Origin of the sequence: Bowmanella yangjiangensis (genome assembly GCF_018531185.1) — a bacterium.
Lineage (GTDB): Bacteria > Pseudomonadota > Gammaproteobacteria > Enterobacterales > Alteromonadaceae > Bowmanella > Bowmanella yangjiangensis.
In genome coordinates, this window is record NZ_JAHDJU010000003.1 from 19,743 (window position 1) to 44,325 (window position 24,583).

The following is a 24,583-nucleotide window of genomic DNA, read 5'->3' on the forward strand; positions in this document are numbered from 1 at the left end:
ACGCACTGTTTAACACTGCCCTATTCAGGCAATGTCATGTTTACTCTCAACACAGCGCTATTTTTTCAACTGGTATTGTCGCACCGCAGCATTGTGATCGGCAAGATTAGTGGAGAATACATGGCTGCCGTCATTGCGAGACACAAAGTACAGCTCTTCGCTGTCAATGGGATGCAGCGCTGCCATCAGGGCATCACGACTGACCATGGCAATGGGCGTGGGCGGCAGTCCTTTAATTACATAGGTATTATAAGGTGTCGCTGTACGCAGATCCTGACGGCGTATATCGCCGTCAAAGGCATCCCCCATCCCATAGATCACAGTAGGATCGGTTTGCAAACGCATGTTTTTTCTCAGGCGGTTAACAAACACAGCGGCAATGCGTGGACGCTCCTCGGCAAGGCCTGTTTCCTTTTCGACAATGGACGCCATAATCAAGGCTTCATAGGGGCTTGCATAGGGTAAATCGGGTTTACGTTTTGGCCACTGTTCGAGGAGAAACTTCTGCATCTCCAGATAGGCCCGTTTCACAAGCACGCTGGCTTGCATTCCACGAGTGAAATGATAGGTATCCGGCATCAACCAACCTTCCAGACTCCCTCCCTCTGGCTTTAGCTGCGCTTCAAGCTCAGTAAGTTGAGCACTTAGCAAATGTGGATGTGCTTGCATTTGTCCTTGCCAGTCCCGCCAACGAAAGCCTTCCACTAGACGGATCTCGAATAGCTTTTCCTTACCGCTGGCCAGCAGCAGTAATACCTGCTGTACGTTCATGCCTGGAGACAATTCGTAGGTACCGGCTTTAAGTTCTGCCAGTGTTGGCTCAAACCTGACCAATAGCTTCACTGGCCAACTTTCGGGCAAACCCGCCTCATCCTCCAGATAAACCAGCAAATGATGCAGATTCTGCCCTCGTTTGAGTTCATACAAGGTGGGCTGATTGAAAGTGAGCTTGGTATTAAGCGTTTGATAATATTGCTGGTAAGCCCAAAATACACCGCTGCCCAAGCCAACGGCCATTAACAACAGAATCAGCTTCCATTTAGACAAAACCACATTCCTTATTTAACTGCGCCACATCGTCCTTGTGGTAAAAATGACCGGCATAACTGTTCACAGGCACCACCCCCATCAAACTGTTACACAGCAACAATTGCTTGGCTTGCAACAGGCATGAAGGTGCGCTGCGCACTTGATAAACAAGATTGCCACGTAATTCTAAGGCCTTAACCAACTGCTGACGCATAATGCCGTCAACACCCGCAAAGTGTAGATCAGGGGTATACCAGCTATTCCCCACTTGCCAGAATAGGTTGGCCACGGAAGATTCGACCAACATACCGTCGGTATCGCACACCAACGCATCCTGCCAGCCTTGCGCCTCGGCATGCTGGCGAATTAAAACCTGCTCAAGACGATTTAAGTGCTTTATACCGGCTAGCAAAGGTTGTTTGGCTAACTGAAGAGGAGACAATTGCAGGGTTATTCCCTGCTGACGCCATAGGGCGTAATGCGCTGGCATGGGATGCAAACTGAGTATCCAGGTTGCTTGAGCAGGAGAAGGCGGAAGGTAGCCTCGCCCACCTGAGCCCCGACTTATCAGAATCTTTAGCACCCCTTCTGAATGTCCAATTGCTTGCTCCAGACAACAGTCTTGCAGCCTGTCCCAGCAACTAAAATCAATACCAAGACGCTCAAGTCCGGTCTTTAATCTGTCCAAATGAGCCTTCAAAAACTGCAACTCGCCGTCCTTGATTCTGAGGGTACTGAATACCCCATCACCATATTGTGTGGCTCTGTCGGTAACAGCAAGTTGATCCGCGGGCTGACCATTGATCAGCAAAGAGGATGTCATGGAACCTATTATTCCTTTAGCAAAAAAAAAGCCTGTCAGAAACTAACAGGCTTTCGCAACGTTGTTAAGCGCTTAGATTTTTTTAAACAGCAAGGAGCCGTTGGTACCACCAAAACCGAAGGAGTTACACAAGGCATACTCCATCTTCACGTCACGTGCAGTATGGGGAACAAAATCCAGGTCACAACCTTCGTCCGGATTGTCCAGATTAATAGTAGGTGGAACCACCTGATGCACCAAAGACAACGCAGTAAAAATGGCTTCAACAGCCCCCGCCGCACCAAGCAAATGGCCCGTCATGGATTTAGTTGAACTGACCATAACCTGGCTGGCGGACGCGCCGAAAATCGACTTCACCGCCTGCGCTTCTGCGACATCGCCAGCAGGTGTCGAGGTGCCATGGGCATTAATATAGCCAACCTGGTCGGCATTCACACCCGCATCAGCCAGGGCATGCGCCATAGCCGCTGCTGCGCCCTGCCCCTCTGAAGGTGGAGAAGTCATATGGTAAGCGTCACCGCTCATACCAAAACCGACCAGCTCGGCGTAGATTTTTGCTCCACGTGCCTTAGCATGTTCATACTCTTCGAGCATCACCACGCCAGCACCGTCCCCCATCACGAATCCGTCACGATCTTTATCCCAGGGACGGCTTGCCGCTTTGGGATCGTCGTTACGTGCTGATAAAGCCCGGGCGGCGGCGAACCCACCTAGCCCCAGCGGGGTAATCGCGGCTTCTGCTCCACCGGCCAACATGGCATCAGCGTCACCGTATGCAATAGTACGGGCCGCAATACCAATATTATGCACACCGGTTGTACACGCAGTGACAATATTCAGATTCGGCCCTTTGAGACCTTCCATAATCGACAGAAAGCCGGAAATCATATTAGTGATGGTGGATGGCACAAAGAATGGAGAAATCTTACGAGGCCCGGAAGACAGCAATTTACTGTGGTTCTCTTCGATTAATCCCAATCCGCCAATACCAGAACCCACGGCTACACCTACGCGGCCAGCATTAGCCTCACAGATTTGTAAACCGGAATCCTTCAGTGCCTGCATACCGGCAGCCACTCCATACTGGATGAACAAGTCCATCTTCTTACTTTCTTTTTTGGGCATGTACTGCTCAACATCGAAGCCTTTTACCGCCCCAGCGAAGCGGGTGGAAAAGTTACTTACATCGAAGCTTTCGATATTGCCAATACCACTTTCACCCCGCAGCAAGGCGTTCCAGGTAGAGGTGGTATTTAAGCCCAAAGGGGAAAGCATGCCAAGACCTGTTACTACAACACGACGTTTTGACACTATGGCCTCCGCAAGGGATATAGTCTTGATAGGTAGGAAAAGAAACGGCTCTGAACGAGCCGTTTTTCTATCTTCTTACGCGTCTTTGTGAGCGTTGATGTAGTCGATAGCAGATTGAACAGTAGTGATCTTCTCGGCTTCTTCGTCTGGAATCTCAGTATCAAACTCTTCTTCCAGTGCCATCACCAGCTCAACGGTATCCAAAGAATCAGCACCCAGATCATCAACGAAGGACGCTTCAGGCTTTACTTCTTCTTCTTTAACGCCCAATTGTTCTACGATGATTTTAATTACGCGTTCTTCGATATTACTCATAATTCTAGTTTTCCCTTAAAGTGAGGCTAGATGTGAATTTGGCAGTAGTGTATTCAGCAACTCCAGGCCTTGCAAGCAAGAGTATGAAGTTTTTTTCTGGTCAAACCACAAATGCGCTCAATTAACAAACACTAACAGGTACAGGAAATTTACCTGCACAAACTCGTAAGATTACTGCAGTTGGCTACATAATCAAGCCATAAACATCCCGCCATTCACATGGATTGTCTCTCCAGTGATGTAAGCGGCACCGTCCGATACCAGGAAGGCAACGGTTGCGGCAATCTCTTCCGGATTCCCCAAACGGTTAGCAGGAATGTCCTTAAAGATGGCTTCACGTTGCTCATCCGTCAACGCTTTGGTCATATCGGTATCAATAAAACCAGGGGCGACAGTGTTGACGGTAATACCACGGGACGCCACTTCTCGGGCTAATGATTTGGAGAATCCAATCACACCAGCTTTTGCGGCAGCATAGTTAGCCTGCCCGGCATTACCTGCACTACCCACCACAGAACCGATATTAACAATGCGACCTGCACGTTTTTTCATCATGCCACGCAATACCGCTTTGGACAGTCGGAAAATCGACGTCAGGTTGGTTTCCATAATATCCGACCATTCGTCATCTTTCATGCGCATCAGCAAATTATCGCGAGTGATGCCAGCGTTATTGATCAGAATATCGATTTCACCAAACTCGCCGCGAATTTGCTCAAGACAAGCATCAAGCTGCGCACTGTCAGTGACATTCAATGCCAGGCCTTTGCCATTGGCGCCCAAATATTCACTAATAGCAGCTGCACCATTTTCAGAGGTGGCCGTGCCAATCACAGTTGCCCCTTGGGCCGCCAGCTTCTGGGCCACGGCTTTACCAATCCCACGGCTCGCGCCGGTTACCAGGGCCACTTTGCCTTGTAGTTCAGACATGTGTTCTTCCTTCTTATAAACTTGCATTCAGTGAGTCAGGTGTGTTGATGGCATCAACATCCAGGCTCTTGTCAATTCGTTTGATTAGACCGGTCAGCACTTTACCTGGCCCAACTTCCAATACTTTTTCAGCACCCATTTCAGCTAGTTTCTGTACAGACTCTGTCCATCTTACTGGGCTGTATAACTGACGAACCAAGGCATCACGAATCAGCTCAGGGTCCGTCGGCAGTGCTACATCAACATTATTCACCACAGGGATGACAGGTGCATTAACTTGCAGTTTTTTAAGCTCAACAGCGAGTTTCTCTGCCGCTGGCTTCATCAACGCACAGTGAGATGGCACACTGACAGGCAACGGCAATGCACGCTTAGCGCCCGCTTCTTTGCAAGCCTCACCTGCTCTGGCAACCGCATCAGTTTGACCAGCAATCACGACTTGGCCAGGGCTATTAAAGTTTACCGCAGAAACCACGTCACCTAGCGCCGCCTGTTCACAGGCAGCAATAACTTTGTCGTCATCCAGACCAATAATGGCGTACATAGCGCCAGTTCCGGCAGGAACTGCCTGCTGCATTAACTCACCACGCAGTTGCACTAATTTGATGGCATCCTGGAAGTCCAGTACGCCAGCACAAACCAACGCGGAATATTCACCTAAACTGTGACCAGCCAGGACTTGTGGTTGTTCCCCGCCTTTAGCCTGCCATACGCGCCAAACAGCGACACTCGCTGCCAACAACGCAGGCTGAGTGCGATGCGTCGCATTCAAATCAGCTTCGGGACCATTTTGAGTCAGCGCCCAAAGGTCATAACCTAATACTTCGCTTGCCTGGGCAAAAGTGTCCTGCACTTGCGGATTTTCGCTTGCCAACTCGGCCAGCATGCCGACACTTTGAGATCCCTGACCGGGAAAGACAAATGCTAATTTTGCCATATTCTACTCTCCTGATTTGCGCTGCTCGCCTGGCTCGAACCTTTGTTACGGGTAGACAAATGCATAGGAAAATGTGGCAACAGCCATCCTACACACTTATCTACATCTTTATCGAAACGCCGAACCGGGCGATGAATATGAAATTTTTAGTAACGAACCAAGGCCGATGCCCAGGCAAATCCACCGCCGAAGGCTTCCAGCAGCAGGTTGTGACCACGTTGAATGCGTCCATCACGAATCGCCGTATCTAGCGCGGTAGGGACAGTCGCGGCTGACGTGTTTCCATAATCCTGTAAGGTCAACACAACACGATCCATTGGCATTTCCAGCTTCTTCGCTGTGGCTTTGATAATTCTGAAATTCGCCTGATGTGGCACTAACCAGTCCAAATCTGACTTCTGCATATTATTTGCCGCCAGGGTTTGTTCGACGAGTTCGCTGAGTTTAGTGACAGCCACCTTGAACACTTCATTGCCTTTCATTACCCCCCAGTTATCGTGCACAGACTGTTCGTCACCACGGGTGGGATTGCCTACGTAAAGCAGGTCATTGTATGAACCGGCGGCATGAATATGGGTAGAAAGAATTCCTGGCTCTTCGCTGGCTTCCAAAATCGTAGCTCCAGCGGCATCGCCAAACAAAATCACCATGGTACGGTCAAATGGCGCCACCAATCGGCTTAAACAATCAGAGCCGATAACCAAAATACGCTTGGCCATGCCCGATTTAATGTACTGGTCGGCAACACTCAGCGCGTAACAATAACCAGCACAAGCAGCGGCCACGTCGAACGCGGGAATACCATCCAATCCAAGTATTTTCTGGATGTCACATGCGGCGCTGGGGAGAGATTTGTCATGACTGGTCGTCGCACAAACAATCATATCAATGCTGCGCGGGTCTATGTCTGCCATTTCGATGGCTTTGAGAGAGGCTTCTGCGCCCATAGTCGCTACGGTTTCATCCGCACCTATAATGCGGCGTTCCTTTATACCTGTCCTGTCGGTAATCCATTCGTCATTGGTATCGACCATTTGCTCCAAATCGGCATTGGTACGAACTTGGCTGGGATAATAACTGCCGGTGCCGATGATTCTCGAATACATGCTTAAGGCCTTTCCATTAGAAGAGTTTCTATTTTATGTTTTATTTTGCTCGGAACCTGTCTGGTAACTTCCTGCATCGCCTCTTTAATGGCGTACAGAAAAGCTTCGCTGGAGGCATTACCATGGCTCTTAACGACAATTCCGCGCAATCCTATCAGACTCGCACCGTTATACTGGTCGGGGTTCACCCTGGCGTAAATCTTTTTCAGAATAGGTAATGCCATACGGGCCATTATCCGGGTCAGCAAATTTTTACCCGAAACCCGTTTCACTTCGGTGAAAATCAATTTTCCTAAGCCTTCACAGGCTTTAAGGGCGATATTTCCAACAAAGCCGTCGGTCACCACCACATCGGCCTTGTCGGTAAAAATATCATTACCTTCGATATAGCCAATGTAATTAATGCTGGGTACCGAGGATAAAATCTGCGCTGTGTGCTTGACCTGATCATTACCCTTTATCTGCTCTTCACCAACATTGAGCAAGGCAACCCTGGGACGCTCAATACCTTCCACTTCTTGGGCCAGCACTGAGCCCATCACCGCATACTGAAACAGAATCTCTGAGTCACAATTTACATTTGCCCCTAAATCCAGCAAATAGACTTTACGGTGACTGATGGTAGGTAATGAAGAAATGAGCGCCGGCCGATCAATGCCAGGTAAAGTTTTGAGCACGTAATAGGCCATTGCCAGCAAGGCACCAGTATTGCCCGCGCTGACGCAAGCATCTGCCTGACCAGTTTCAACCAGCTCCAATGCTCTGCGCATAGAAGACTTGGTTTTGCTGCGCAGCGCAGCACTGGGTCTTTCATCCATCCCCACCGTCTGCTCGGTAGCTTCAATCTGTAGTTGTGAAGAAGGCGCTTGCGGATATTTAGCCAGGCCATCACTCAACAACTGAGGATCACCGCATAGAATTAGATGAAGATGTGGGAATTCCGTCACCGCATGAACAGCGGCTTCAATAGTAACAGGGGGGCCGATATCGCCCCCCATCATATCTAACGCGATGGTTAGATTAGTCAAAGTCAGCTCGCTTAGTTAGCGATGACTTTTTTGCCTTTGTAGTAACCGTCAGCCGTTACGTGATGACGACGATGCGTCTCGCCTGACGTGGAATCTACAGACAAAGTTTCCGCAGTCAAAGCATCATGCGAACGACGCATGCCACGCTTAGAACGGGTTTTACGATTCTGTTGTACCGCCATTACCTACTCCTGATCTCGCTTAAGTTCTTTCAACACCGCAAAGGGGTTTGGACGCTCAGCCACCGGTTCAATTACTCCATAGCTCATTTCATCCTCGCTTACCTTGCAGTCTTTTTCTGCGTGAAAGGCCACAATAGGCAAGGCTAAAATAAGTTCATCCTCAAAGAGTTGAAGTAAATTGACTTCTCCATGGTCATTGACCTCTACCGGCTCATAAGCCTCCGGTATCTCATCTGTGTCTTGATCAGGCTTTATCGGACTGAAGCAAAATGACACATCCAAATGATGAGCAAAGGTACCATGGCACCTTTGGCAGATAAGCGAAACTTCGGTAGCCAGGTAGCCTTCAAAAAAAGTCAGACCCTGCGCGTCTTTGTTGAATCTGACCTCAATCTCAATGTCCTGGTTTGCCTCAGCGACTGCCTGTTGCAATCGAACCATATCTTTAGGCACCATCACGCCGAAATACTCGGAACGCTTCATGGCGCTTTTGACTGGATCCAGTTGTTTGGGCAATTTCACTTTCTGCATAGGGCGCGCATGATATAGCCACGGACAAGCTTAGTCAAAGAAAATCTATGCCTACAAGGCCTTGGGTAAAGTACTAAGACCTGGTTACAATCCTTCTTTTTTTGTATTGAAGGACTTTTGGGCATGCAATTGATTCTCGCCTCTACCTCACCGTATCGGAAAAGCCTGCTGGAAAAGTTCCGTATTCCCTTTAGCTGTCATGCTCCTCATACTGATGAAAGCCAGTTGGAAGGTGAAACCGCAGACATGTTAGTCAGCCGTCTGGCACGCGCTAAAGCCGAATCGGTTGCCAACATGTTGACAGAGCCAGGGTTAGTCATAGGTTCAGATCAGGTTGCATCACTGGATGGTGAAATCATCGGCAAGCCCCTTAATCATGACGTTGCGGTAGAACAATTAAGTCGGGCCAGCGGTCGATTAGTCAGGTTCTATACCGGTTTATGCCTATTTAACAGTGAGAGTAAAACATGCCAGTTGCAGATTGAGACATTCGATGTGCAATTCAGGCAACTCAGTGCCGAGCAGATAGAGGCTTATCTCCAAAAAGAGCAACCCTATCAGTGTGCCGGCAGTTTCATGAGTGAGGGGCTGGGTATCTGCTTATTTGAGCGACTCTCAGGACGCGACCCGAACAGTCTGGTGGGGCTACCGTTAATCGCCCTGACCGAAATGCTGCAACAAGCGGGCATAGACCCTCTATGCATCGGGGATTAACCCCTGCACAGCAAACGTTGTAGTTCCGCCAGAGAGTCCACAATAGCGCGAGGTGCATGTCCAGCCAAGCGCTCTGCGCTATGCACACCATGGCTAACGGCTATGCGATCCATATTGAGATTCTGCGCCATCTGCATATCGTAAACAGTATCACCAATCATGACCGCTTGACTGGCCTCTACATTAAGTTCGTTAAGCAGTTGCACTAACATATCTGAAGAAGGTTTCGACTCCGCTTCGTCGCCGCAACGGGATGCCTGAAAGTAATGGCCGGTATTGGTCTCCTGCCAAACCCTATTCAAGCCTCGTCGTGCTTTACCTGTGGCAACCGCCAACAAGGTCCCCTGCCCTGATAAGCGATCAAGTAAATCACCTGCGCCGTTAAACATGGGGGTCGGCGTTTTATCTTTCTCTACATATTCTTGTTTATAGCTTTCGAACAACAAATCTTGTTGTTGCGCAGGTAACTTGCCAAACAATATCTGCATGGCAGGTAGCAGGCTAATACCGATAATATCTTTTACCGCATCGTCTGTCGGCACAGGCAAGTTTGCTCTGCGCGCTGCCGTTTGCATGGCAGACACTATTCTGGCACCTGAGTCCATCAAGGTGCCGTCCCAATCAAAAATAACCAGCTTATACATCTTATTTACGCAGTTGCTTCAACACAGCAGTTAATTGAGGATCTAAGGGGGCTTTTAAGCTCAAACGTTCGCCACTTTTAGGATGAATAAATGAAAGCGTAAAGGCATGTAAAAACAATCTTTTTAAGCCTAGCCCCGCCATATGACGATTAAATGACTCGTCACCATATTTATCATCACAAGCAATAGCATGTCCGGCATGCAGGCAGTGCACCCGTATCTGGTGAGTACGCCCGGTAACCGGAAAGGCTTCAACCAAGGTGGCACCGCTAAAACGCTCCAGCACCTGATAGCGGGTTTCAGATTCTTTGCCATCAGGAGAAACCGAGACCATGCGCTCCCCTGACTTCAGAATATTCTTCTTAAGGGGCGCCCTGACTTTATGCCGGTTGTCAGCCCATTCACCCACTACCAATGCCTGGTAACGCTTATCGACTGTCTTATCGCGCAGTTGTTCGTGCAATGATTTAAGTGCTGAGCGTCGCTTAGCAATTAGCAAACACCCTGAGGTGTCACGGTCAAGACGATGCACCAACTCCAAATACTTCTGGTCCGGGCGTAATGCACGCAGCGCTTCAATCACGCCAAAACTCAGCCCACTGCCGCCATGCACTGCCATACCAGATGGCTTATTGATAGCAATCAGTTGGTCATCTTCAAACAAGATATGGGATTCAAGGGTTGCCACCTTGTCTAATTTAACCGAAGGGGCATCGTTCTTTTCGGCCACCTTGAGCGGAGGAATACGCACAATATCGTTGGCCTGTAACTTATAGTCAGGTTTGATACGTCCCTTATTTACCCGGACTTCCCCTTTACGTAAAACCCGATAAATAAGGCTTTTAGGCACACCTTTAAGCTGAGTGCGTAAAAAGTTATCTATTCGTTGTCCTTCCAGTTCGGGATCGACCTGAATAAGTTGTACTTTTGATGAATTTTGTTCTGTCATAGGAGGGCCATTTTACCCTATTTGTGTATTTGGTGATGAAAATTTTCGTATGAGAATTTTTAGGTCTGCATAAAGACAGCTACCGCTTTCAGATGTTTTCCACTCAGAACAAGGGGTAGCGCCATTTATTGGTCTTCGACAGTCAGTAAAACGTTGAAAAAGCACAACTCATTTAATAAATGAATTGCCTTGCCTGTAATCTTTCTTTAATGCGATAATTGCCGCGCTTTTGATCCAAAAAAGATGATCAGGTCTGACTAAAAACAGACCGGGTTCTGAACGCTGAACAACAGATTCTCATCAAGATGATGAGTAAGCGAGCATACCGGGCACGAAGAGTGTAAAAGTTCGTGCATCACGGCAATGACAGAGCCCAAGCAACAAAACAAATTTTTTAAGAATTAGATTGCTATCGAAGCAAAGTATTAACCAGTTTAAATGTCTGTCAGGCCAGCATAATGTCTGACCGACTAGTCTGTATTTAAGACCACACAATTTGATTTGGCTTGAGCCACCACCCAGTCGGGAGACTGCACTGTTAAAACGCTGTGAGACGCTGGTGGGATCTTGTATTTCGATAGTGATCGATACCTATCGAGTCACGAAATGAAGAGAATGTTGATCAACGCAACTCAACACGAAGAGTTGCGTGTTGCCCTGGTAGACGGGCAGAAACTTTACGATCTGGATATAGAAAGTCCAGGACATGAACAAAAGAAAGCGAATATATACAAAGGTCGGATAACCCGGGTAGAACCCAGCTTAGAAGCAGCCTTTGTTGACTATGGCGCAGAACGCCATGGTTTCCTTCCTCTCAAAGAAATCGCCCGCACCTACTTCCCTAAAGGATACAATTTTGAAGGCCGCCCCAATATCAAGGACGCTATCAAAGAAGGTCAGGAAGTTATAGTTCAGATAGATAAAGAAGAACGTGGACAGAAAGGCGCAGCCCTGACCACCTTTATCAGCCTGGCCGGCAGTTACCTGGTATTGATGCCCAACAACCCTCGTGCAGGCGGTATTTCCCGTCGCATCGAAGGAGATGAACGCACTGACCTGAAGCAAGCACTGAATAAGTTGTCTTTGCCTGATGGCATGGGACTGATTGTACGTACGGCAGGTGTTGGAAAATCTTATGAAGAGCTTGAATGGGATCTGAGCGTTTTGCTAACCCACTGGCAAGCTATCGAAGATGCCTCAAAATCTCGTCAGGCGCCCTTCCTGATTCATCAGGAAAGTAATGTTATAGTGCGTGCCATTCGTGACTATTTGCGTCGAGATATCGGCGAGATCCTGATTGATGACGAGCAGATTTTTGAGCAGGCCAAACAACATATCGAGTTGGTGAGACCCGACTTTATCAGTCGCATTAAACTGTATAAAGGTGATGTCCCCCTTTTCAGTCATTACCAGATTGAAACGCAAATTGAATCGGCCTTTCAACGGGAAGTCCGTTTACCGTCCGGCGGCTCCATTGTTATCGATCAAACTGAAGCCCTTACCTCTGTAGATATCAACTCTGCACGAGCCACTAAAGGTGGGGATATTGAAGAAACCGCTCTGAACACCAACCTGGAAGCAGCGGATGAGATTGCTCGTCAATTACGTCTGCGCGACTTAGGTGGCTTGTTCGTTATCGACTTTATCGACATGACCCCAGTGCGTCACCAACGTGAAGTTGAAAAGCGCCTGGCCGATGCGGTTAAATCTGATCGCGCCAGAGTGCAGCTAGGCCGTATTTCACGTTTCGGCTTACTGGAAATGTCCCGTCAGCGTCTGCGCCCTTCTTTGGGTGAATCGGCTCACCATGTATGCCCTCGTTGTGATGGCGTAGGTACAGTACGCGGTACCGAATCTCTGGCCTTGTCTGTTTTGCGTATCATGGAAGAGGAAGCAATCAAGGACAACACCGGTCAAATTGAAGCCCAGGTGCCGGTCAGCGTTGCCACTTATTTATTGAATGAAAAACGCAATGCGGTGCGTAGTATTGAACAGCGCCATCAAGTGCATTTACTGATCATCCCCAATCCTAATATGGAAACACCCCATTACCGGGTGACCCGTCACAGAAGTGACGATGTGATCAGTGAAGCCAGTTACAATGTGACCTTGGACGAAACTCGTAGTATCGATCAGCCTAAGGTTGGTCAGGAACAACCTAGTCGTGAAGAGCCTGCGCTGAAAACCCTGATTTCTCCGCCCAAAGCCGCCCCTGTCGCTAAGCAAGCCGCCCCACAGGGACCATCACTGTTGGAAAAACTAGGAAGTTGGTTTAAGTCGCTGTTTGCATCAGAGCAGCCGCAAAGCAAACCCAACGAATCAGGCAATCGCGGTAACCGTAATAATCAGCAGCGTGGCAAGAAACCTCGTCGTGACAGAAACCGACCTGAAGATGGTCGTCGCGATAACAAACGTGCCCGCAATGAAGAAAAGCGTGACGATCGCCGCGACGATCAGAGCAGCCGTGATGAGGCCCGCAAAGATTCACGTCGTGATGAGCCACGGGATCAACGCAGAAACAACAGACGCAACAAAGCTGAGGATGCTGACAACCAGCAGTTGACAGATAACAAACCGCAGCACAAAGAGCCGCAGCGTCAGCCTAAGCAAGAACAATTGGCAGAACGTCGTCAACGTCGAGATAAGCGCCGTTCTGTTCGCGTTCAAGCCAACGAGACCAACAATGCACAAGATACTGAGCTGCTTCAGCAGCCAGTGCAGGTCGAAGCGACTGAAACTGTCGTTGCTAAGCCCGCTATAGCACCTGTTGCAGACGTGGAAAATGTGGCAGTGGTTGTGCAAGCTGAGACCAACGAGTCAGTACAAAGTGAAGAACCAGGTGCGGATAAAGATCAGCAGAAGGACGATGGTGGACGCAATCGCAGCCGTCGCTCGCCTCGCCATATTCGCGCTGCTGGTCAAAAACGTCGTAAGGATCAGGAGCTAGAACAGGAAGGTGAAACTGCTTCACCTGCGCAGGACCAACTGGCATTGGATGTTGTTTCTCAACCTGAGGCGGCGGTTGCTGACGTTGTAGCGCCAGAAGCGCCTGCTGAAGTAGCTCAAACCCCGGAGGTTCAGGAATCAGCCCGTGATTTGGCAGAGGCTCCGGCCGAGGACGTTAACGCCGCAGAGGAACAAGCTGAAAAGCCCAAGCGCAGAACCCGTCGCAGCAAAGCGCCACAGCAAGTAGAAATTGCCTTGGAAGATAATGCTAGTAACGATGTGAAGCCTGAGGTTGCTGAGGTTGCTGAGGTTGCTGAGGTTGCTGAGGTTGCTGAGGTTGCTGAGGTTGCTGAGGTTGCTGAGGTTGCTGAGGTTGCTGAGGTTGCTGAGGTTGCTGAGGTTGCTGAGGTTGCTGAGAAAAAAGCTGCCCCTAAAGCCAAAACAAGACAAGCTAAACCTGCTGCCGTTGGTGGTAAAGCGCCACAGTTCCATTTCACCTCTGCTCCAATGGCTAAGCCCGTGAGCCTGCCGGAAGGGTTTGCCGATATCCAAATACAAGCCTTGGAAATCGCCAGCAGACCTGAACTGAAGACATCAGGGAAAGCAGCGACACGAGCAAACTACAGTACACGTGCTGATGCACCTGCAACTAAACCGGAAAGTGTCGCGGAGTAATCTGCCAGTCACAGAAAAAGGCCGCAATTGCGGCCTTTTTTAATGTTCTCGACTCTGCGTTGAAAAGAGTTTAACGAGCTAAATATCTTGGCTGTCTAAGCGATAGTGCGATTAATTGCCGCTAGCGCTTCCACCGGGTCGGCGGCCTGAGTAATAGGTCTGCCGATAACCATGTAGTCTACTCCAGCCTGCACGGCTTGTTCAGGCGTCATTACCCGGTGTTGGTCACCGATAGCGGCACCAGCAGGACGTATACCTGGTGTAACCAGTTTAAAATCAAGTCCTAGGCTGCGTTTTAATGCAACCGCTTCCTGGGCTGAGCAGACTACCCCATCCAACCTAGCACCTTTTGCTAATCCAGCCAGATGCAACACTTGCTGCTCAGGGGTTTTATCTACCCCCGTCGCCCTTAACTCCGCTTCAGACATGCTGGTAAGTACAGTAACCGCAATCAGCAATGGACGCTGCTCACCAAACTGTTCTAACGCAGCGCGACTGGTTTCCATCATTTTAGTCCCACCGCTAGCATGCAAATTCACCATCCACACACCCAATTCAGCTGCAGCGACGCAGGCTTTGGCTACAGTATTCGGTATATCGTGAAATTTCAGGTCGAGAAATACATCAAAGTCCCTGCTGATAAGCTGCTTAACGAAGTCAGGACCAAAATAGGTAAACATCTCTTTACCCACCTTCAACCTACAGCTCTGTGGGTCGATTTGATCAACAAAATGCAACGCGTGTTTCTGGTTATCAAAATCCAGTGCAACCACTATTTTAGGATCTTTCATCTACTCTCCATCCAAACCTTTTATTGGCTTCACCAGTCCCCACTTCTTGCAGGATGGACACAACCAGTGCAATTGGCGACCAGAGAAACCACAGGCGGTACAACGATACTTGGGTCTTTGTTTAATCTGTTCCTGCACCAGTTCCTGAAGCATAGCTAAGCTGTTACCTACTTGCTCAGTGGTACTTTGGTGCTGGTATAAATTCATCAGGGTTTCAAACCCTTTCATGGTGGGCTTTTTATGCAACTGCTGTAGTAGAAAATCGGCAGCTTGGCTCTCCTGCCCTTTGCTTGCCATCAATTTTACTTTCGCCAGGTAAGCTGTGGCACATTGCTGATGATAGGTTTCCAGCAAAACTTCAAGTACAGTCGTATCATCCAGCTTATCTGCACATTCTTGCAATAAAGGAACGGCTTCACTTAACCAGGTTACATCCCTGACCGGCACTTGTTGCAGGTACTCCTGCGCTTGCAAATAGTCTTGCTGTGCAATAGCCATTTGCCCCAACATCAGCCAGGGACGTACTGCGTGTTCATCCGATAACACGGCTTTTTGTAAACTCTTCTCAGCTTGCTCAAATGCTTGCTTTTTAAGGTGAACCGCGGCTTGCTCACAATAAAAATGCGCTACGCGTTCACATAGTTCGAGACTATCGCCATGGCAGTTCACCATGCGTTCGGCCAGATCAATCGCGCGGTCCCATTCTTTGGTAGTTTGATAAATATTAAACAGTTGCTGCTGGGCATCCATAAAGTACTTGTCACTGTCCAGCAACTGCAAAAAAGCCGCTTCAGCACGTTCCAAAAAGCCAGCTAGCAAGTAATCGCGGCCTAACTCTTTTAATGCTTGTTGCTTAAGCGCATCATTCAGTTGCTCTTTATCAACCAGATTCTGGTGAACCCGTATGGCTCGGTCTAATTCCCCCCGGTGACGGAAGAAATTACCCATTGCAATATGGGTTTCGACAGTGTCACTGTCGACATTGATCATTTTAATTAGGGTATCAACGGCCTTATCTGGTTGATCTGATAGCAGGAAATTCAACCCTTTATAATAATGCCGGGATAAGATGCTGGATTGCTTACGCTGGGCCTGGCGCAAACTATTACGCCCCATAACCCAACCATAGCCGGCTGCGACAGGAAGCAGGAGGAAAAGCAGCTCAAGCATGGGAATTAGCTGTCTCTTTGACTGTTAACCAGCTTGGCTTTGCGTCGGTCACGCCAACGAAAACCGATAAACCAGAAAATACAGAAAAGCAGACAGACCACAACACCACCAACAAACATCACAGCCATCAAACTGGACAGCCGCAACTCAGATTGTGCAATGAGATAATTAACCTGAACCAATTGGTCGTTTTGTGCGCCGATGGCTAAGGCAAGTAGAAAAATCAACACTGCCAGCAACAGGCTCAAAATCAGCTTCAAGTCATACTCCCATATAGGCAATCAGGGTTGGTTTTCATTGGTAAAAAATAACGTCAAACAACGTTGACTCGATGATAAAGCACTGACTGACAATGACAAAAAAGGCACCCCAAATGGGATGCCTTTTCTATTAGTGAGTCATCCCGTCATTTACCCTTTCACGCAATTCCTTGCCAGGTTTAAAGTGAGGAACGTACTTGCCGTCCAACTTCACTGTTTCACCAGTTTTAGGGTTACGACCAACGCGAGGCGCTCGATAATGCAGTGAAAAACTGCCGAATCCGCGGATTTCGATACGCTCACCCTTCTGCAGAGTTTGCGCCATCTGTTCCAGCATTTCTTTTATCGCCGCTTCCACGTCCTTGGCCGGGATATGTCGGGCTTTATCAGCAAGTCTGTCGATTAGTTCAGATTTGGTCATATTAACCTCGTGATCTAGGACAAATCATACAGTTACCGATCTGTTGAGGAGGCCTATCGGCCTCCCCGACTCCTTACTCTTCGCCTTTTGCTGCTTTGAAAGCTTCAGCCATAGCGTTACCGAAACCAGATTCTTCCTGCTGGTTCACTTTGTCGATCGCTTCTTTCTCTTCCGCTTCGTCTTTTGCCTTCACAGACAAGTTAACGATACGGTTCTTACGATCAACACCAACGTACTTGGCTTCGATTTCTTCGCCGACTTTGACAACTTCAGAAGCATCTTCAACGCGGTCACGCATCAGGTCGGTTGCACGAATGTAACCTTCAACTTCTTCAGCCAGCTCAACAGTCACGCCTTTGGCGTCAACAGCGGTAACCTTACCGACAACGATAGCACCTTTCTTGTTATCTGTCAGATACTTATTGAAAGGATCTTCTTCGATTTGTTTCACGCCCAAGCTGATACGCTCACGCTCTGGGTCAACTTGCAGTACAACGGCAGAAATCTCGTCGCCTTTCTTGTAATCACGTACGGCTTCTTCGCCGGCTTTGTTCCAAGAAATGTCAGACAAGTGAACCAGGCCGTCGATGCCACCGTCCAGACCGATGAAGATACCAAAGTCAGTGATAGACTTGATCTTACCAGTAACTTTGTCGCCCTTGTTGTGAGTCTTCGCAAACTCTTCCCAAGGATTGGCTTTACACTGTTTCAGACCCAGAGAAATACGACGACGCTCTTCGTCGATTTCCAGAACCATAACTTCAACTACATCACCCAGGTTAACAACCTTAGATGGGTGGATGTTCTTGTTGGTCCAATCCATTTCAGAAACGTGTACCAGACCTTCAACGCCGTCTTCGATTTCTACGAAGCAGCCGTAGTCAGTCAGGTTAGTTACCTGGCCAGACAGCTTAGTGCCTTCTGGGTAACGCTGAGCAATTTCGCTCCAAGGATCGCTGCCCATTTGCTTCATGCCCAAAGATACACGAGACTTCTCGCGATCGAACTTCAGGACTTTAACTTGGATCTCGTCACCAACATTTACGATTTCGCTTGGGTGCTTAACGCGCTTCCAAGCCATGTCGGTGATGTGCAGCAGACCGTCAACACCGCCCAGATCTACGAATGCACCGTAGTCGGTCAGGTTCTTAACGATACCTTTAACTTCCAAACCTTCTTCCAGGTTGGCAAGCAGGCTTTCACGCTCAGCACTGTTCTCAGCTTCAATAACCGCGCGGCGAGATACCACTACGTTGTTACGCTTGGCGTCCAACTTGATAACTTTGAATTCCAGCTCTTTGCCTTCCAGGTGAATAGTGTCACGCACTGGACGTACATCAACCAAAGAACCAGGTAAGAAAGCGCGTACAGAGTTAACTTCAACAGTAAAGCCACCTTTGACTTTGCCATTGATGATACCCTTGATGGTCGCTTTCTCTTCGTATGCTTTTTCCAACTCAACCCAGGCTTCGTGACGCTTGGCTTTCTCACGAGAAAGGATCGTTTCACCGAATCCATCTTCCACAGCGTCCAGTGCTACATCCACAGTGTCGCCTACTGCGATTTCCAGAACGCCTTCAGCATTTTTGAACTGTTCGGCAGGGATGGCACTTTCAGACTTGAGACCCGCATCTACTAAAACGATGTCTTTGTCGATAGCAACTACAGTACCTTTAACAATGGCACCTGGGCGAGTTTCAAGCTGTTTTAAACTTTCTTCGAAAAGTTGAGCAAAATTTTCAGTCATAGTGTGATTATTCAAGTATTGACATCCACTCAGCAGTCCCGCTAATGTGGGGTTGTTCCAATTGGCTCGACGCATCCTTACATTCGAGCTGTTTCATCATTTATTATGCAATTGTTCCTGAACATATTGCATAACAGCTTCAAGCACTTGGCTAATACTCATATGAGTAGAATCCAGCACTAATGCATCTTCAGCCGGCATCAAAGGCGCCACCGAACGATTAGTATCACGTTCGTCACGAGCCTGAATGTCGGTTAAAAGGCGCTCAATGCTAACATCGAGCCCCTTATCTTTCAACTGGTTAAAGCGACGCATTGCTCGTTCTTCGGCACTGGCGGTCAGGAATATTTTAGCCTGCGCGCCGGGAAATACGACGGTTCCCATGTCCCGGCCATCGGCAACTAGTCCGGGCTCATCGCGAAATGCCCGCTGACGCCTCAGTAAAGCTTCACGCACACGGGGCAAAGAAGCGACTTGCGACGCCACTGCGCCAACTTCTTCGGTGCGTATACTGTCAGTCACATCTTCGCCTTCCAAAATGATTCGGGTAACGCCATCACTCTGGGTTTCGAAGCTGACGTCCAGACTGGACGCGAGAGGTATCAGGCCCATTTCATCCGTTGCATCGATTTGATGATGCAAAGAGGCAACGGCTAAAACACGGTAGATCGCTCCGCTGTCTAAGAAGTGCCATCCCAACTTTTCAGCCAACATGGCGCTAATGGTGCCTTTTCCTGCTCCACTCGGTCCGTCGATGGTAATGACAGGCGCTACTTGCATCGAATCTCCAAAACTGTCTTCGTTGTAAAAAACGCGCGCAATTATACGCGTAAAGGAGGGATAAGCAACGAAACTACCCAATCAGCATAAAGGCGTTAACCCTAAGGCCAGCGCCTCTATGCCATTGGGAAAGGACTTTAGCTATGCATGGCTTATCTGGGAAAGGCGTTCAAAATAGTCTGGGAAAGTCTTCGCAGTGCAGCCTGGATCGTTGATCACCACCGCTGTATCGCTCAATGCAACCAGTGAGAAACACATTGCTACACGGTGGTCATTGTAGGTATCGATTTCTGCGCGTTTAAGCGTCGAAGGCGGCGTTACTTCGATAAAATCGTGACCTTCCACCACATGAGCACCGACTTTACGTAATTCGGTGGCCATAGCATGTAAACGATCGGTTTCCTTTACTCGCCAGTTGTAGATATTGCGAATCGCCGTAGTACCCGTGGCAAACAGCGCGGTGGTGGCAATGGTCATGGCAGCGTCAGGAATATGGTTCATATCCATATCAATGGCCTTCAACGGTGCGCCTTGCACTTCCACAAAGTCTGGCCCCCAATGAACCTTGGCACCCATAGCTTCAAGTACTAACGCGAAGTCCTTATCACCCTGGATACTATCACGCCCTATACCTGTTACTTTGACTTTGCCGCCTTTAATTGCGGCCGCCGCCAGAAAGTAAGAAGCAGAAGAGGCATCGCCTTCCACCAGGAAAGTGCCAGGCGCGCGATAACGCTGGCCAGCGGTAACCACAAACTTCTGATATTGGTGATTTTCCACCTGCACACCAAACTTAGCCATGGTGTCCAGGGTTATGTCGATATAAGGTTTTGACACCAGCTCACCGACTATCTCAATTTGCGTCTCGCCTTCGAACAAGGGTGCCGCCATCAATACCGCCGTCAGAAACTGACTGGAGACACTGCCATCCACCTGAATGGTACCGCCAGACAGGGCCTTGCCTTTTATCAGCAGAGGTGGGAAGCCTTGGTTTTTCAAGTACTGAATATCCGCACCGGCTTGTCTGAGTGCATCGACAAGCGCACCAATAGGACGCTCTTCCATACGTGGCTCACCCGTCAGTTCAAACTCACCATCGGATAACGCCAATGCCGCGCACAAAGGACGCATGGCGGTACCGGCATTGCCCAAAAACAGGCTTTGCTTGGCGGCAACTTTGAATGCATGTCCTAATCCCTGCACCGTGCAACGCGTCTTATCTGCACTTAGCTGATAACTCACACCGAGCTTAGTCAGGGCGTTAAGCATATGATGGATATCTTCGCTATCCAGCAAATTGGTCAGCTCAGTCTGACCTTCTGCCATGGCAGCCAGTAACAAGGCACGGTTCGACAAACTTTTGGAGCCGGGTAAGTTCACTTCACCGTCAATACGAGCGATGGGGTTTAATACCAATTGCTCCATTAACCGTTCCTCCGGGCAAAGTCAGCCATAAAATCAACCAGCGTTTGTACACCTTCAATGGGCATAGCGTTATAAATACTGGCTCGCATTCCACCGACACTTCGATGCCCGGCCAGCGCTTTCAAACCAGCCTGTTCAGACTGCTGTAAGAAAGCTTTATCCAACTCAGGATTAGCCAACTGGAAAGGTACATTCATACGTGAACGATAGGCAGTATGAATTCGGTTCTGATAGAAATCGCTGCCGTCGATATAGCCATACAGCAATGCCGCTTTTTCGGCATTGCGTTTTTCCATGGCCTCAACACCACCTTGGGCTTTTAACCACTTAAAGACCAGGCCAGCCAAATACCAAGCATAGGTTGGCGGCGTGTTAAACATGGAGCCCTGCTCGGCCAAAATCTTATAGTTCAGAATAGAGGGCGTATGCGCCATGGACTGATCCAGCAAGTCGTCTCTGACAATCACCACTGACAGACCAGAAGGCCCGATGTTTTTCTGCGCGCCAGCATAAATCACACCGAAGCGAGAGACATCCACAGGTTTAGACAGAATATTGGATGACATATCCGCCACGAGCGGCACTGTGCCGATATCCGGGATCTCTGACATCTCGACCCCATCTACCGTCTCATTCGGACAATAGTGCAAATAAGCTGCATGGGGGTTGAGTTGCCATTCATTCTGCTCGGGAACTATCAGGCGTTCGTCCTGCCAGCGACTACTGGCAACTACATTGGGTATCAGATAACGTTTGGCTTCATCTACCGCCGCCGATGACCAGGAGCCACTGACCAAATAATCGGCCTGCTCCTGCTTACCGCCCAGGTTAAGTGGAACGGCAGAAAACTGACCGCGGCCGCCACCATGGGTAAATAACACTTTATAGTTACTGGGTATCGCCAGTAACTCGCGTAAATCGGCTTCTGCCTGCTCGGCTACCTGAATAAAATCTTTGCTGCGATGGCTTAATTCCATCACCGAGCAACCCTGTCCCTGCCAATCGACAAATTCAGCCTGTGCCTGCTGCATGACCTCTACAGGTAACATGGCAGGGCCTGCACAAAAGTTATACACCTTGTTCATTATTACACTCTTAAAAAGCAAACGAGCGGCGTAAGGATTATCTCAGGCCGCTCGTCGCTATACAGACTAAAAGGGACATTGCTGTCCCTCGACTGGATTTCTGTCGTCTATTCGTCGTCGCCCGGCACTTGGCCTTCGTCCGAACTTGCCTGTAATGCGGGTTCTTGCCCGTCTTCTTCCATGTAGTCTTCTTCACCCTCGACTTCGTCGATACGCTGTAAGCCAACTACATGCTCATTTTCGCCGGTGCGGATCAATCTCACCCCTTGGGTATTTCGACCAATCACAGACACTTCACTGACCCGGGTACGCACCAGCGTGCCCTGATCACTGATCAGCATAATTTCATCATTTTCGTCGACCTGAACGGCACCTACCACGGCACCATTACGCTCAGACACTTTGATCGAAACCACGCCCTGAGTAGCACGGCTCTTCGCCGGGTAATCATCCAATGGCGTTCGTTTACCATAGCCGTTTTCGGTCACAGTAAGGATGGCCCCCTCACCTTGCGGCACAATCAGAGATACCACTTTCTGACCGTCCTGTAGGCGAATGCCCCGAACCCCTGTTGCGGTACGTCCCATGGGACGAAGCGACAACATTTCTTCGCCGGTCTCCGGATCAAGCTTCACTTCACCGGTTTCTGCGTCGCGCTGTTTCTCATTAAAGCGCACCACTTTTCCGGCATCAGAGAACAGCATGATATCGCTCTGACCGTCGGTCAGTGCTACACCAATCAGCTCATCACCATCGTTCAGATTCACAGCAATAATACCGTTGGAACGAGGACGTGAGTATTGGGTCAAGTCGGTCTTCTTCACCGTACCGAAGGCGGTAGCCATCAGCACATATTTATCTTCCACAAACTCAGCAATTGGCAGCATCGCGGTAATACGCTCGCCTTCTTCCAATGGCAGGATGTTGACGATAGGACGTCCTCTGGCGTTACGGCTGGCCAGTGGCAACTGATAGGTCTTAATCCAATACAGTCGGCCGCGGGTAGAGAAGCACAGAATATAGTCATGGGTATTAGCAACCAGCAGCTTCTCAATGAAGTCTTCGTCCTTCATCTTGGTGGCTGACTTGCCTTTACCACCGCGGCGCTGCGCTTCGTATTCCTTAAGCTTCTGATACTTAACGTAGCCTTCATGTGACAAGGTCACGACTACGTCTTCCTGTTCAATCAGGTCTTCAATATCAATGTCATGGCTGGCAGCGGTAATCTCGGTGCGACGTTCGTCACCGTACTCGGCCTGAATTTTCTCCAACTCTTCGCGAATCACTTCCATCAAACGCTCTGGGCTGGCCAGGATATGCATCAACTCAGCAATCAGCTCCAGAAGCTCTTTGTATTCAGCCAGAATCTTGTCATGCTCAAGTCCGGTCAGTTTGTGCAGGCGCAGGTCCAAAATGGCCTGGGCCTGGGCTTCGGTGAGGTAATATTTACCGTCACGAATACCAAACTGAGGCTCCAACCAGTCTGGGCGCGCCGCGTCCACACCTGCTCTTTCCAGCATGTCGGATACATCGCCCAGTAACCACCCCTGCGCAACCAAGCCAGCCTTGGCTTCCGCCGGGCTGGGAGAGGCTTTAATCAGTTCAATGATGGGATCGATATTGGCCAGTGCAACTGCCAAACCTTCCAGGATGTGCGCACGGTCACGGGCTTTTTTAAGTTCAAATACGGTTCTGCGTGTTACCACTTCACGGCGGTGCAACACAAAGGCCTCAAGCATTTCCTTGAGGTTGAAGACTTTGGGCTGGTTATTATCCAAGGCCACCATATTGATACCAAACACGGTTTGTAACTGGGTTTGGGCATACAAATGGTTTAACAGAACTTCGGCAGACTCGTTACGTTTTACTTCAATAACGATACGCATACCGTCCTTGTCGGACTCGTCACGCAGGGCCGAAATACCTTCAACTTTCTTCTCTTTAACCAGCTCGGCAATCTTTTCGATCAGCCGGGCTTTGTTTACCTGATAAGGGATTTCACTGACGATAATGGTTTCTTTGCCGTTATCTTCAGTTTCTATTTCAGCACGAGCGCGCAGATAAATCTTGCCGCGACCGGTACGGTAGGCTTCTTCAATGCCCTTACGGCCACTGATCATGGCTGCTGTGGGGAAATCCGGCCCCGGAATAAATTCAATCAGCTCTTCAATGCTGATGTCAGGATTATTGATAAGTGCTATGCAGCCTGTAATGACTTCGGTCAGGTTATGTGGCGGAATATTGGTCGCCATACCTACCGCAATACCGGAAGAACCGTTCACCAACAGGTTGGGGACTTTAGTCGGTAAAACTTCGGGGATTTGCTCCGTACCGTCATAGTTAGGTACGAAGTTAACGGTTTCTTTTTCCAAATCAGCCAATAGCTCATGAGCAATCTTGGCCATTCTGACTTCGGTGTATCGCATCGCTGCGGCGGAGTCACCATCCACCGAACCGAAGTTACCTTGTCCGTCAACCAGCATATAACGCAGTGAAAACGGCTGCGCCATACGTACTATAGTGTCGTATACCGCTGAATCGCCGTGAGGGTGATATTTACCGATAACGTCACCGACCACACGGGCCGATTTTTTATAAGGCTTGTTGAAGTCATTCTTCAACTCGTTCATGGCGAACAGAACACGCCTGTGTACTGGCTTGAGGCCATCACGCACATCTGGCAGGGCCCGGCCCACAATGACGCTCATGGCATAATCAAGATAAGAATTCTTAAGTTCTTCCTCAATATTTATGGGGAGAATTTCTTTGGCGCGGTCGGTCATA

The 24,583-nt window shown here is 49.1% G+C and carries 23 protein-coding genes; 2 read left to right on the forward strand and 21 right to left on the reverse strand.

Going from position 1 to position 24,583, the window contains the following annotated elements:
* Positions 1 to 57: 57 nt before the first annotated feature.
* The 10 genes from mltG to yceD all read right to left on the reverse strand — a co-directional run bounded on the left by mltG (position 58) and on the right by yceD (position 8,192).
* A complete protein-coding gene (gene mltG, locus KJY73_RS15660) occupies positions 58 to 1,053 on the reverse strand; it encodes an endolytic transglycosylase MltG (RefSeq protein ID WP_408611392.1) in 996 nt (331 codons plus the stop codon).
* Entirely contained in the window at positions 1,040 to 1,852 is an 813-nt protein-coding gene (gene pabC / locus KJY73_RS15665; RefSeq protein ID WP_214344699.1) for an aminodeoxychorismate lyase, read from the reverse strand. The genes mltG and pabC overlap by 14 nt, the downstream gene beginning before the upstream one ends.
* Before the next feature lie 72 nt (positions 1,853 to 1,924).
* Positions 1,925 to 3,163: a beta-ketoacyl-ACP synthase II gene (fabF, locus tag KJY73_RS15670; RefSeq protein WP_214344700.1), complete on the reverse strand. Its 1,239-nt coding sequence runs from the start codon at positions 3,161 to 3,163 to the stop codon at positions 1,925 to 1,927.
* A 75-nt stretch (positions 3,164 to 3,238) separates the two neighbouring features.
* Positions 3,239 to 3,478, reverse strand: a complete 240-nt coding sequence (gene acpP / locus KJY73_RS15675) for an acyl carrier protein (RefSeq protein WP_102795318.1) — start codon at positions 3,476 to 3,478, stop codon at positions 3,239 to 3,241.
* Positions 3,479 to 3,670: 192 nt separating this feature from the next.
* On the reverse strand, positions 3,671 to 4,408 hold the full coding sequence (gene fabG / locus KJY73_RS15680) for a 3-oxoacyl-ACP reductase FabG (RefSeq protein WP_206594455.1): 738 nt from the start codon (positions 4,406 to 4,408) through the stop codon (positions 3,671 to 3,673).
* Positions 4,409 to 4,421: 13 nt separating this feature from the next.
* Positions 4,422 to 5,345, reverse strand: coding sequence for an ACP S-malonyltransferase (gene fabD, locus KJY73_RS15685; RefSeq protein ID WP_214344701.1), 924 nt, complete (start codon positions 5,343 to 5,345; stop codon positions 4,422 to 4,424).
* A 146-nt stretch (positions 5,346 to 5,491) separates the two neighbouring features.
* Positions 5,492 to 6,451: a beta-ketoacyl-ACP synthase III gene (locus tag KJY73_RS15690; RefSeq protein WP_214344702.1), complete on the reverse strand. Its 960-nt coding sequence runs from the start codon at positions 6,449 to 6,451 to the stop codon at positions 5,492 to 5,494.
* Between the two features lie 2 nt (positions 6,452 to 6,453).
* The gene (plsX, locus tag KJY73_RS15695; RefSeq protein ID WP_206594458.1) at positions 6,454 to 7,479 is read right to left on the reverse strand and encodes a phosphate acyltransferase PlsX; all 1,026 of its coding nucleotides are present in this window, start codon (positions 7,477 to 7,479) and stop codon (positions 6,454 to 6,456) included.
* 11 nt (positions 7,480 to 7,490) lie between these two features.
* A complete protein-coding gene (gene rpmF, locus KJY73_RS15700) occupies positions 7,491 to 7,661 on the reverse strand; it encodes a 50S ribosomal protein L32 (protein ID WP_088328389.1) in 171 nt (56 codons plus the stop codon).
* A gap of 3 nt (positions 7,662 to 7,664) precedes the next feature.
* Positions 7,665 to 8,192 carry a 23S rRNA accumulation protein YceD gene (yceD, locus tag KJY73_RS15705; RefSeq protein ID WP_214344703.1) on the reverse strand — a complete coding sequence of 176 codons (528 nt, stop codon included), beginning with the start codon at positions 8,190 to 8,192 and terminating at the stop codon, positions 7,665 to 7,667.
* Positions 8,193 to 8,315: 123 nt separating this feature from the next.
* Between yceD and KJY73_RS15710 the strand changes: the two genes are divergently transcribed.
* Positions 8,316 to 8,906 (forward strand): Maf family protein, encoded by a 591-nt coding sequence (locus KJY73_RS15710; RefSeq protein WP_214344704.1) that lies wholly within the window; start codon positions 8,316 to 8,318, stop codon positions 8,904 to 8,906.
* Here the strand turns inward: KJY73_RS15710 and KJY73_RS15715 are convergent.
* Complete coding sequence (locus KJY73_RS15715; RefSeq protein ID WP_214344705.1) at positions 8,903 to 9,550, reverse strand: HAD-IA family hydrolase; 648 nt, start codon at positions 9,548 to 9,550, stop codon at positions 8,903 to 8,905. The genes KJY73_RS15710 and KJY73_RS15715 overlap by 4 nt on opposite strands.
* A 1-nt stretch (position 9,551) precedes the next feature.
* On the reverse strand, positions 9,552 to 10,499 hold the full coding sequence (rluC, locus tag KJY73_RS15720) for a 23S rRNA pseudouridine(955/2504/2580) synthase RluC (RefSeq protein ID WP_214344706.1): 948 nt from the start codon (positions 10,497 to 10,499) through the stop codon (positions 9,552 to 9,554).
* A 615-nt stretch (positions 10,500 to 11,114) separates the two neighbouring features.
* On the opposite strand from rluC, the gene rne reads away from it, so the two are divergent.
* Positions 11,115 to 14,120, forward strand: coding sequence for a ribonuclease E (rne, locus tag KJY73_RS15725; RefSeq protein ID WP_214345293.1), 3,006 nt, complete (start codon positions 11,115 to 11,117; stop codon positions 14,118 to 14,120).
* A gap of 95 nt (positions 14,121 to 14,215) precedes the next feature.
* On the opposite strand, the gene pyrF is transcribed toward rne, so the two are convergent.
* The 9 genes from pyrF to gyrA all read right to left on the reverse strand — a co-directional run bounded on the left by pyrF (position 14,216) and on the right by gyrA (position 24,582).
* Positions 14,216 to 14,911: an orotidine-5'-phosphate decarboxylase gene (gene pyrF / locus KJY73_RS15730; protein ID WP_214344707.1), complete on the reverse strand. Its 696-nt coding sequence runs from the start codon at positions 14,909 to 14,911 to the stop codon at positions 14,216 to 14,218.
* Positions 14,912 to 16,081, reverse strand: a complete 1,170-nt coding sequence (gene lapB / locus KJY73_RS15735) for a lipopolysaccharide assembly protein LapB (RefSeq protein WP_214344708.1) — start codon at positions 16,079 to 16,081, stop codon at positions 14,912 to 14,914.
* A gap of 5 nt (positions 16,082 to 16,086) precedes the next feature.
* Positions 16,087 to 16,341, reverse strand: a complete 255-nt coding sequence (locus KJY73_RS15740; protein WP_206596307.1) for a lipopolysaccharide assembly protein LapA domain-containing protein — start codon at positions 16,339 to 16,341, stop codon at positions 16,087 to 16,089.
* A gap of 130 nt (positions 16,342 to 16,471) precedes the next feature.
* Complete coding sequence (ihfB, locus tag KJY73_RS15745) at positions 16,472 to 16,762, reverse strand: integration host factor subunit beta (RefSeq protein WP_206596308.1); 291 nt, start codon at positions 16,760 to 16,762, stop codon at positions 16,472 to 16,474.
* A 73-nt stretch (positions 16,763 to 16,835) separates the two neighbouring features.
* Entirely contained in the window at positions 16,836 to 18,509 is a 1,674-nt protein-coding gene (gene rpsA / locus KJY73_RS15750; protein WP_214344709.1) for a 30S ribosomal protein S1, read from the reverse strand.
* 96 nt (positions 18,510 to 18,605) lie between these two features.
* Complete coding sequence (gene cmk / locus KJY73_RS15755; protein WP_214344710.1) at positions 18,606 to 19,289, reverse strand: (d)CMP kinase; 684 nt, start codon at positions 19,287 to 19,289, stop codon at positions 18,606 to 18,608.
* Positions 19,290 to 19,430: 141 nt separating this feature from the next.
* The gene (gene aroA / locus KJY73_RS15760) at positions 19,431 to 20,714 is read right to left on the reverse strand and encodes a 3-phosphoshikimate 1-carboxyvinyltransferase (protein ID WP_214344711.1); all 1,284 of its coding nucleotides are present in this window, start codon (positions 20,712 to 20,714) and stop codon (positions 19,431 to 19,433) included.
* Positions 20,714 to 21,799, reverse strand: a complete 1,086-nt coding sequence (gene serC, locus KJY73_RS15765) for a 3-phosphoserine/phosphohydroxythreonine transaminase (RefSeq protein ID WP_214344712.1) — start codon at positions 21,797 to 21,799, stop codon at positions 20,714 to 20,716. The genes aroA and serC overlap by 1 nt, the downstream gene beginning before the upstream one ends.
* A 107-nt stretch (positions 21,800 to 21,906) precedes the next feature.
* Complete coding sequence (gene gyrA / locus KJY73_RS15770) at positions 21,907 to 24,582, reverse strand: DNA topoisomerase (ATP-hydrolyzing) subunit A (protein WP_214344713.1); 2,676 nt, start codon at positions 24,580 to 24,582, stop codon at positions 21,907 to 21,909.
* Between the last annotated feature and the right edge of the window lies 1 nt (position 24,583).

Bases quoted from the DNA above. Each gene is read 5' to 3' on its own strand.
- pyrF (WP_214344707.1), bottom strand. From the start codon at position 14,911: ATGAAAGATCCTAAAATAGTGGTTGCACTGGATTTTGATAACCAGAAA.
- serC (WP_214344712.1), bottom strand. From the start codon at position 21,799: ATGAACAAGGTGTATAACTTTTGTGCAGGCCCTGCCATGTTACCTGTA.
- KJY73_RS15715 (WP_214344705.1), bottom strand. From the start codon at position 9,550: ATGTATAAGCTGGTTATTTTTGATTGGGACGGCACCTTGATGGACTCA.
- cmk (WP_214344710.1), bottom strand. From the start codon at position 19,289: ATGCAAGTAGCGCCTGTCATTACCATCGACGGACCGAGTGGAGCAGGA.
- KJY73_RS15710 (WP_214344704.1), top strand. From the start codon at position 8,316: ATGCAATTGATTCTCGCCTCTACCTCACCGTATCGGAAAAGCCTGCTG.
- fabG (WP_206594455.1), bottom strand. From the start codon at position 4,408: ATGTCTGAACTACAAGGCAAAGTGGCCCTGGTAACCGGCGCGAGCCGT.
- rne (WP_214345293.1), top strand. From the start codon at position 11,115: ATGTTGATCAACGCAACTCAACACGAAGAGTTGCGTGTTGCCCTGGTA.
- pabC (WP_214344699.1), bottom strand. From the start codon at position 1,852: ATGACATCCTCTTTGCTGATCAATGGTCAGCCCGCGGATCAACTTGCT.
- gyrA (WP_214344713.1), bottom strand. From the start codon at position 24,582: ATGACCGACCGCGCCAAAGAAATTCTCCCCATAAATATTGAGGAAGAA.
- yceD (WP_214344703.1), bottom strand. From the start codon at position 8,192: ATGCAGAAAGTGAAATTGCCCAAACAACTGGATCCAGTCAAAAGCGCC.
- rpmF (WP_088328389.1), bottom strand. From the start codon at position 7,661: ATGGCGGTACAACAGAATCGTAAAACCCGTTCTAAGCGTGGCATGCGT.
- KJY73_RS15690 (WP_214344702.1), bottom strand. From the start codon at position 6,451: ATGTATTCGAGAATCATCGGCACCGGCAGTTATTATCCCAGCCAAGTT.
- aroA (WP_214344711.1), bottom strand. From the start codon at position 20,714: ATGGAGCAATTGGTATTAAACCCCATCGCTCGTATTGACGGTGAAGTG.
- rpsA (WP_214344709.1), bottom strand. From the start codon at position 18,509: ATGACTGAAAATTTTGCTCAACTTTTCGAAGAAAGTTTAAAACAGCTT.
- lapB (WP_214344708.1), bottom strand. From the start codon at position 16,081: ATGCTTGAGCTGCTTTTCCTCCTGCTTCCTGTCGCAGCCGGCTATGGT.
- acpP (WP_102795318.1), bottom strand. From the start codon at position 3,478: ATGAGTAATATCGAAGAACGCGTAATTAAAATCATCGTAGAACAATTG.
- rluC (WP_214344706.1), bottom strand. From the start codon at position 10,499: ATGACAGAACAAAATTCATCAAAAGTACAACTTATTCAGGTCGATCCC.
- ihfB (WP_206596308.1), bottom strand. From the start codon at position 16,762: ATGACCAAATCTGAACTAATCGACAGACTTGCTGATAAAGCCCGACAT.
- fabD (WP_214344701.1), bottom strand. From the start codon at position 5,345: ATGGCAAAATTAGCATTTGTCTTTCCCGGTCAGGGATCTCAAAGTGTC.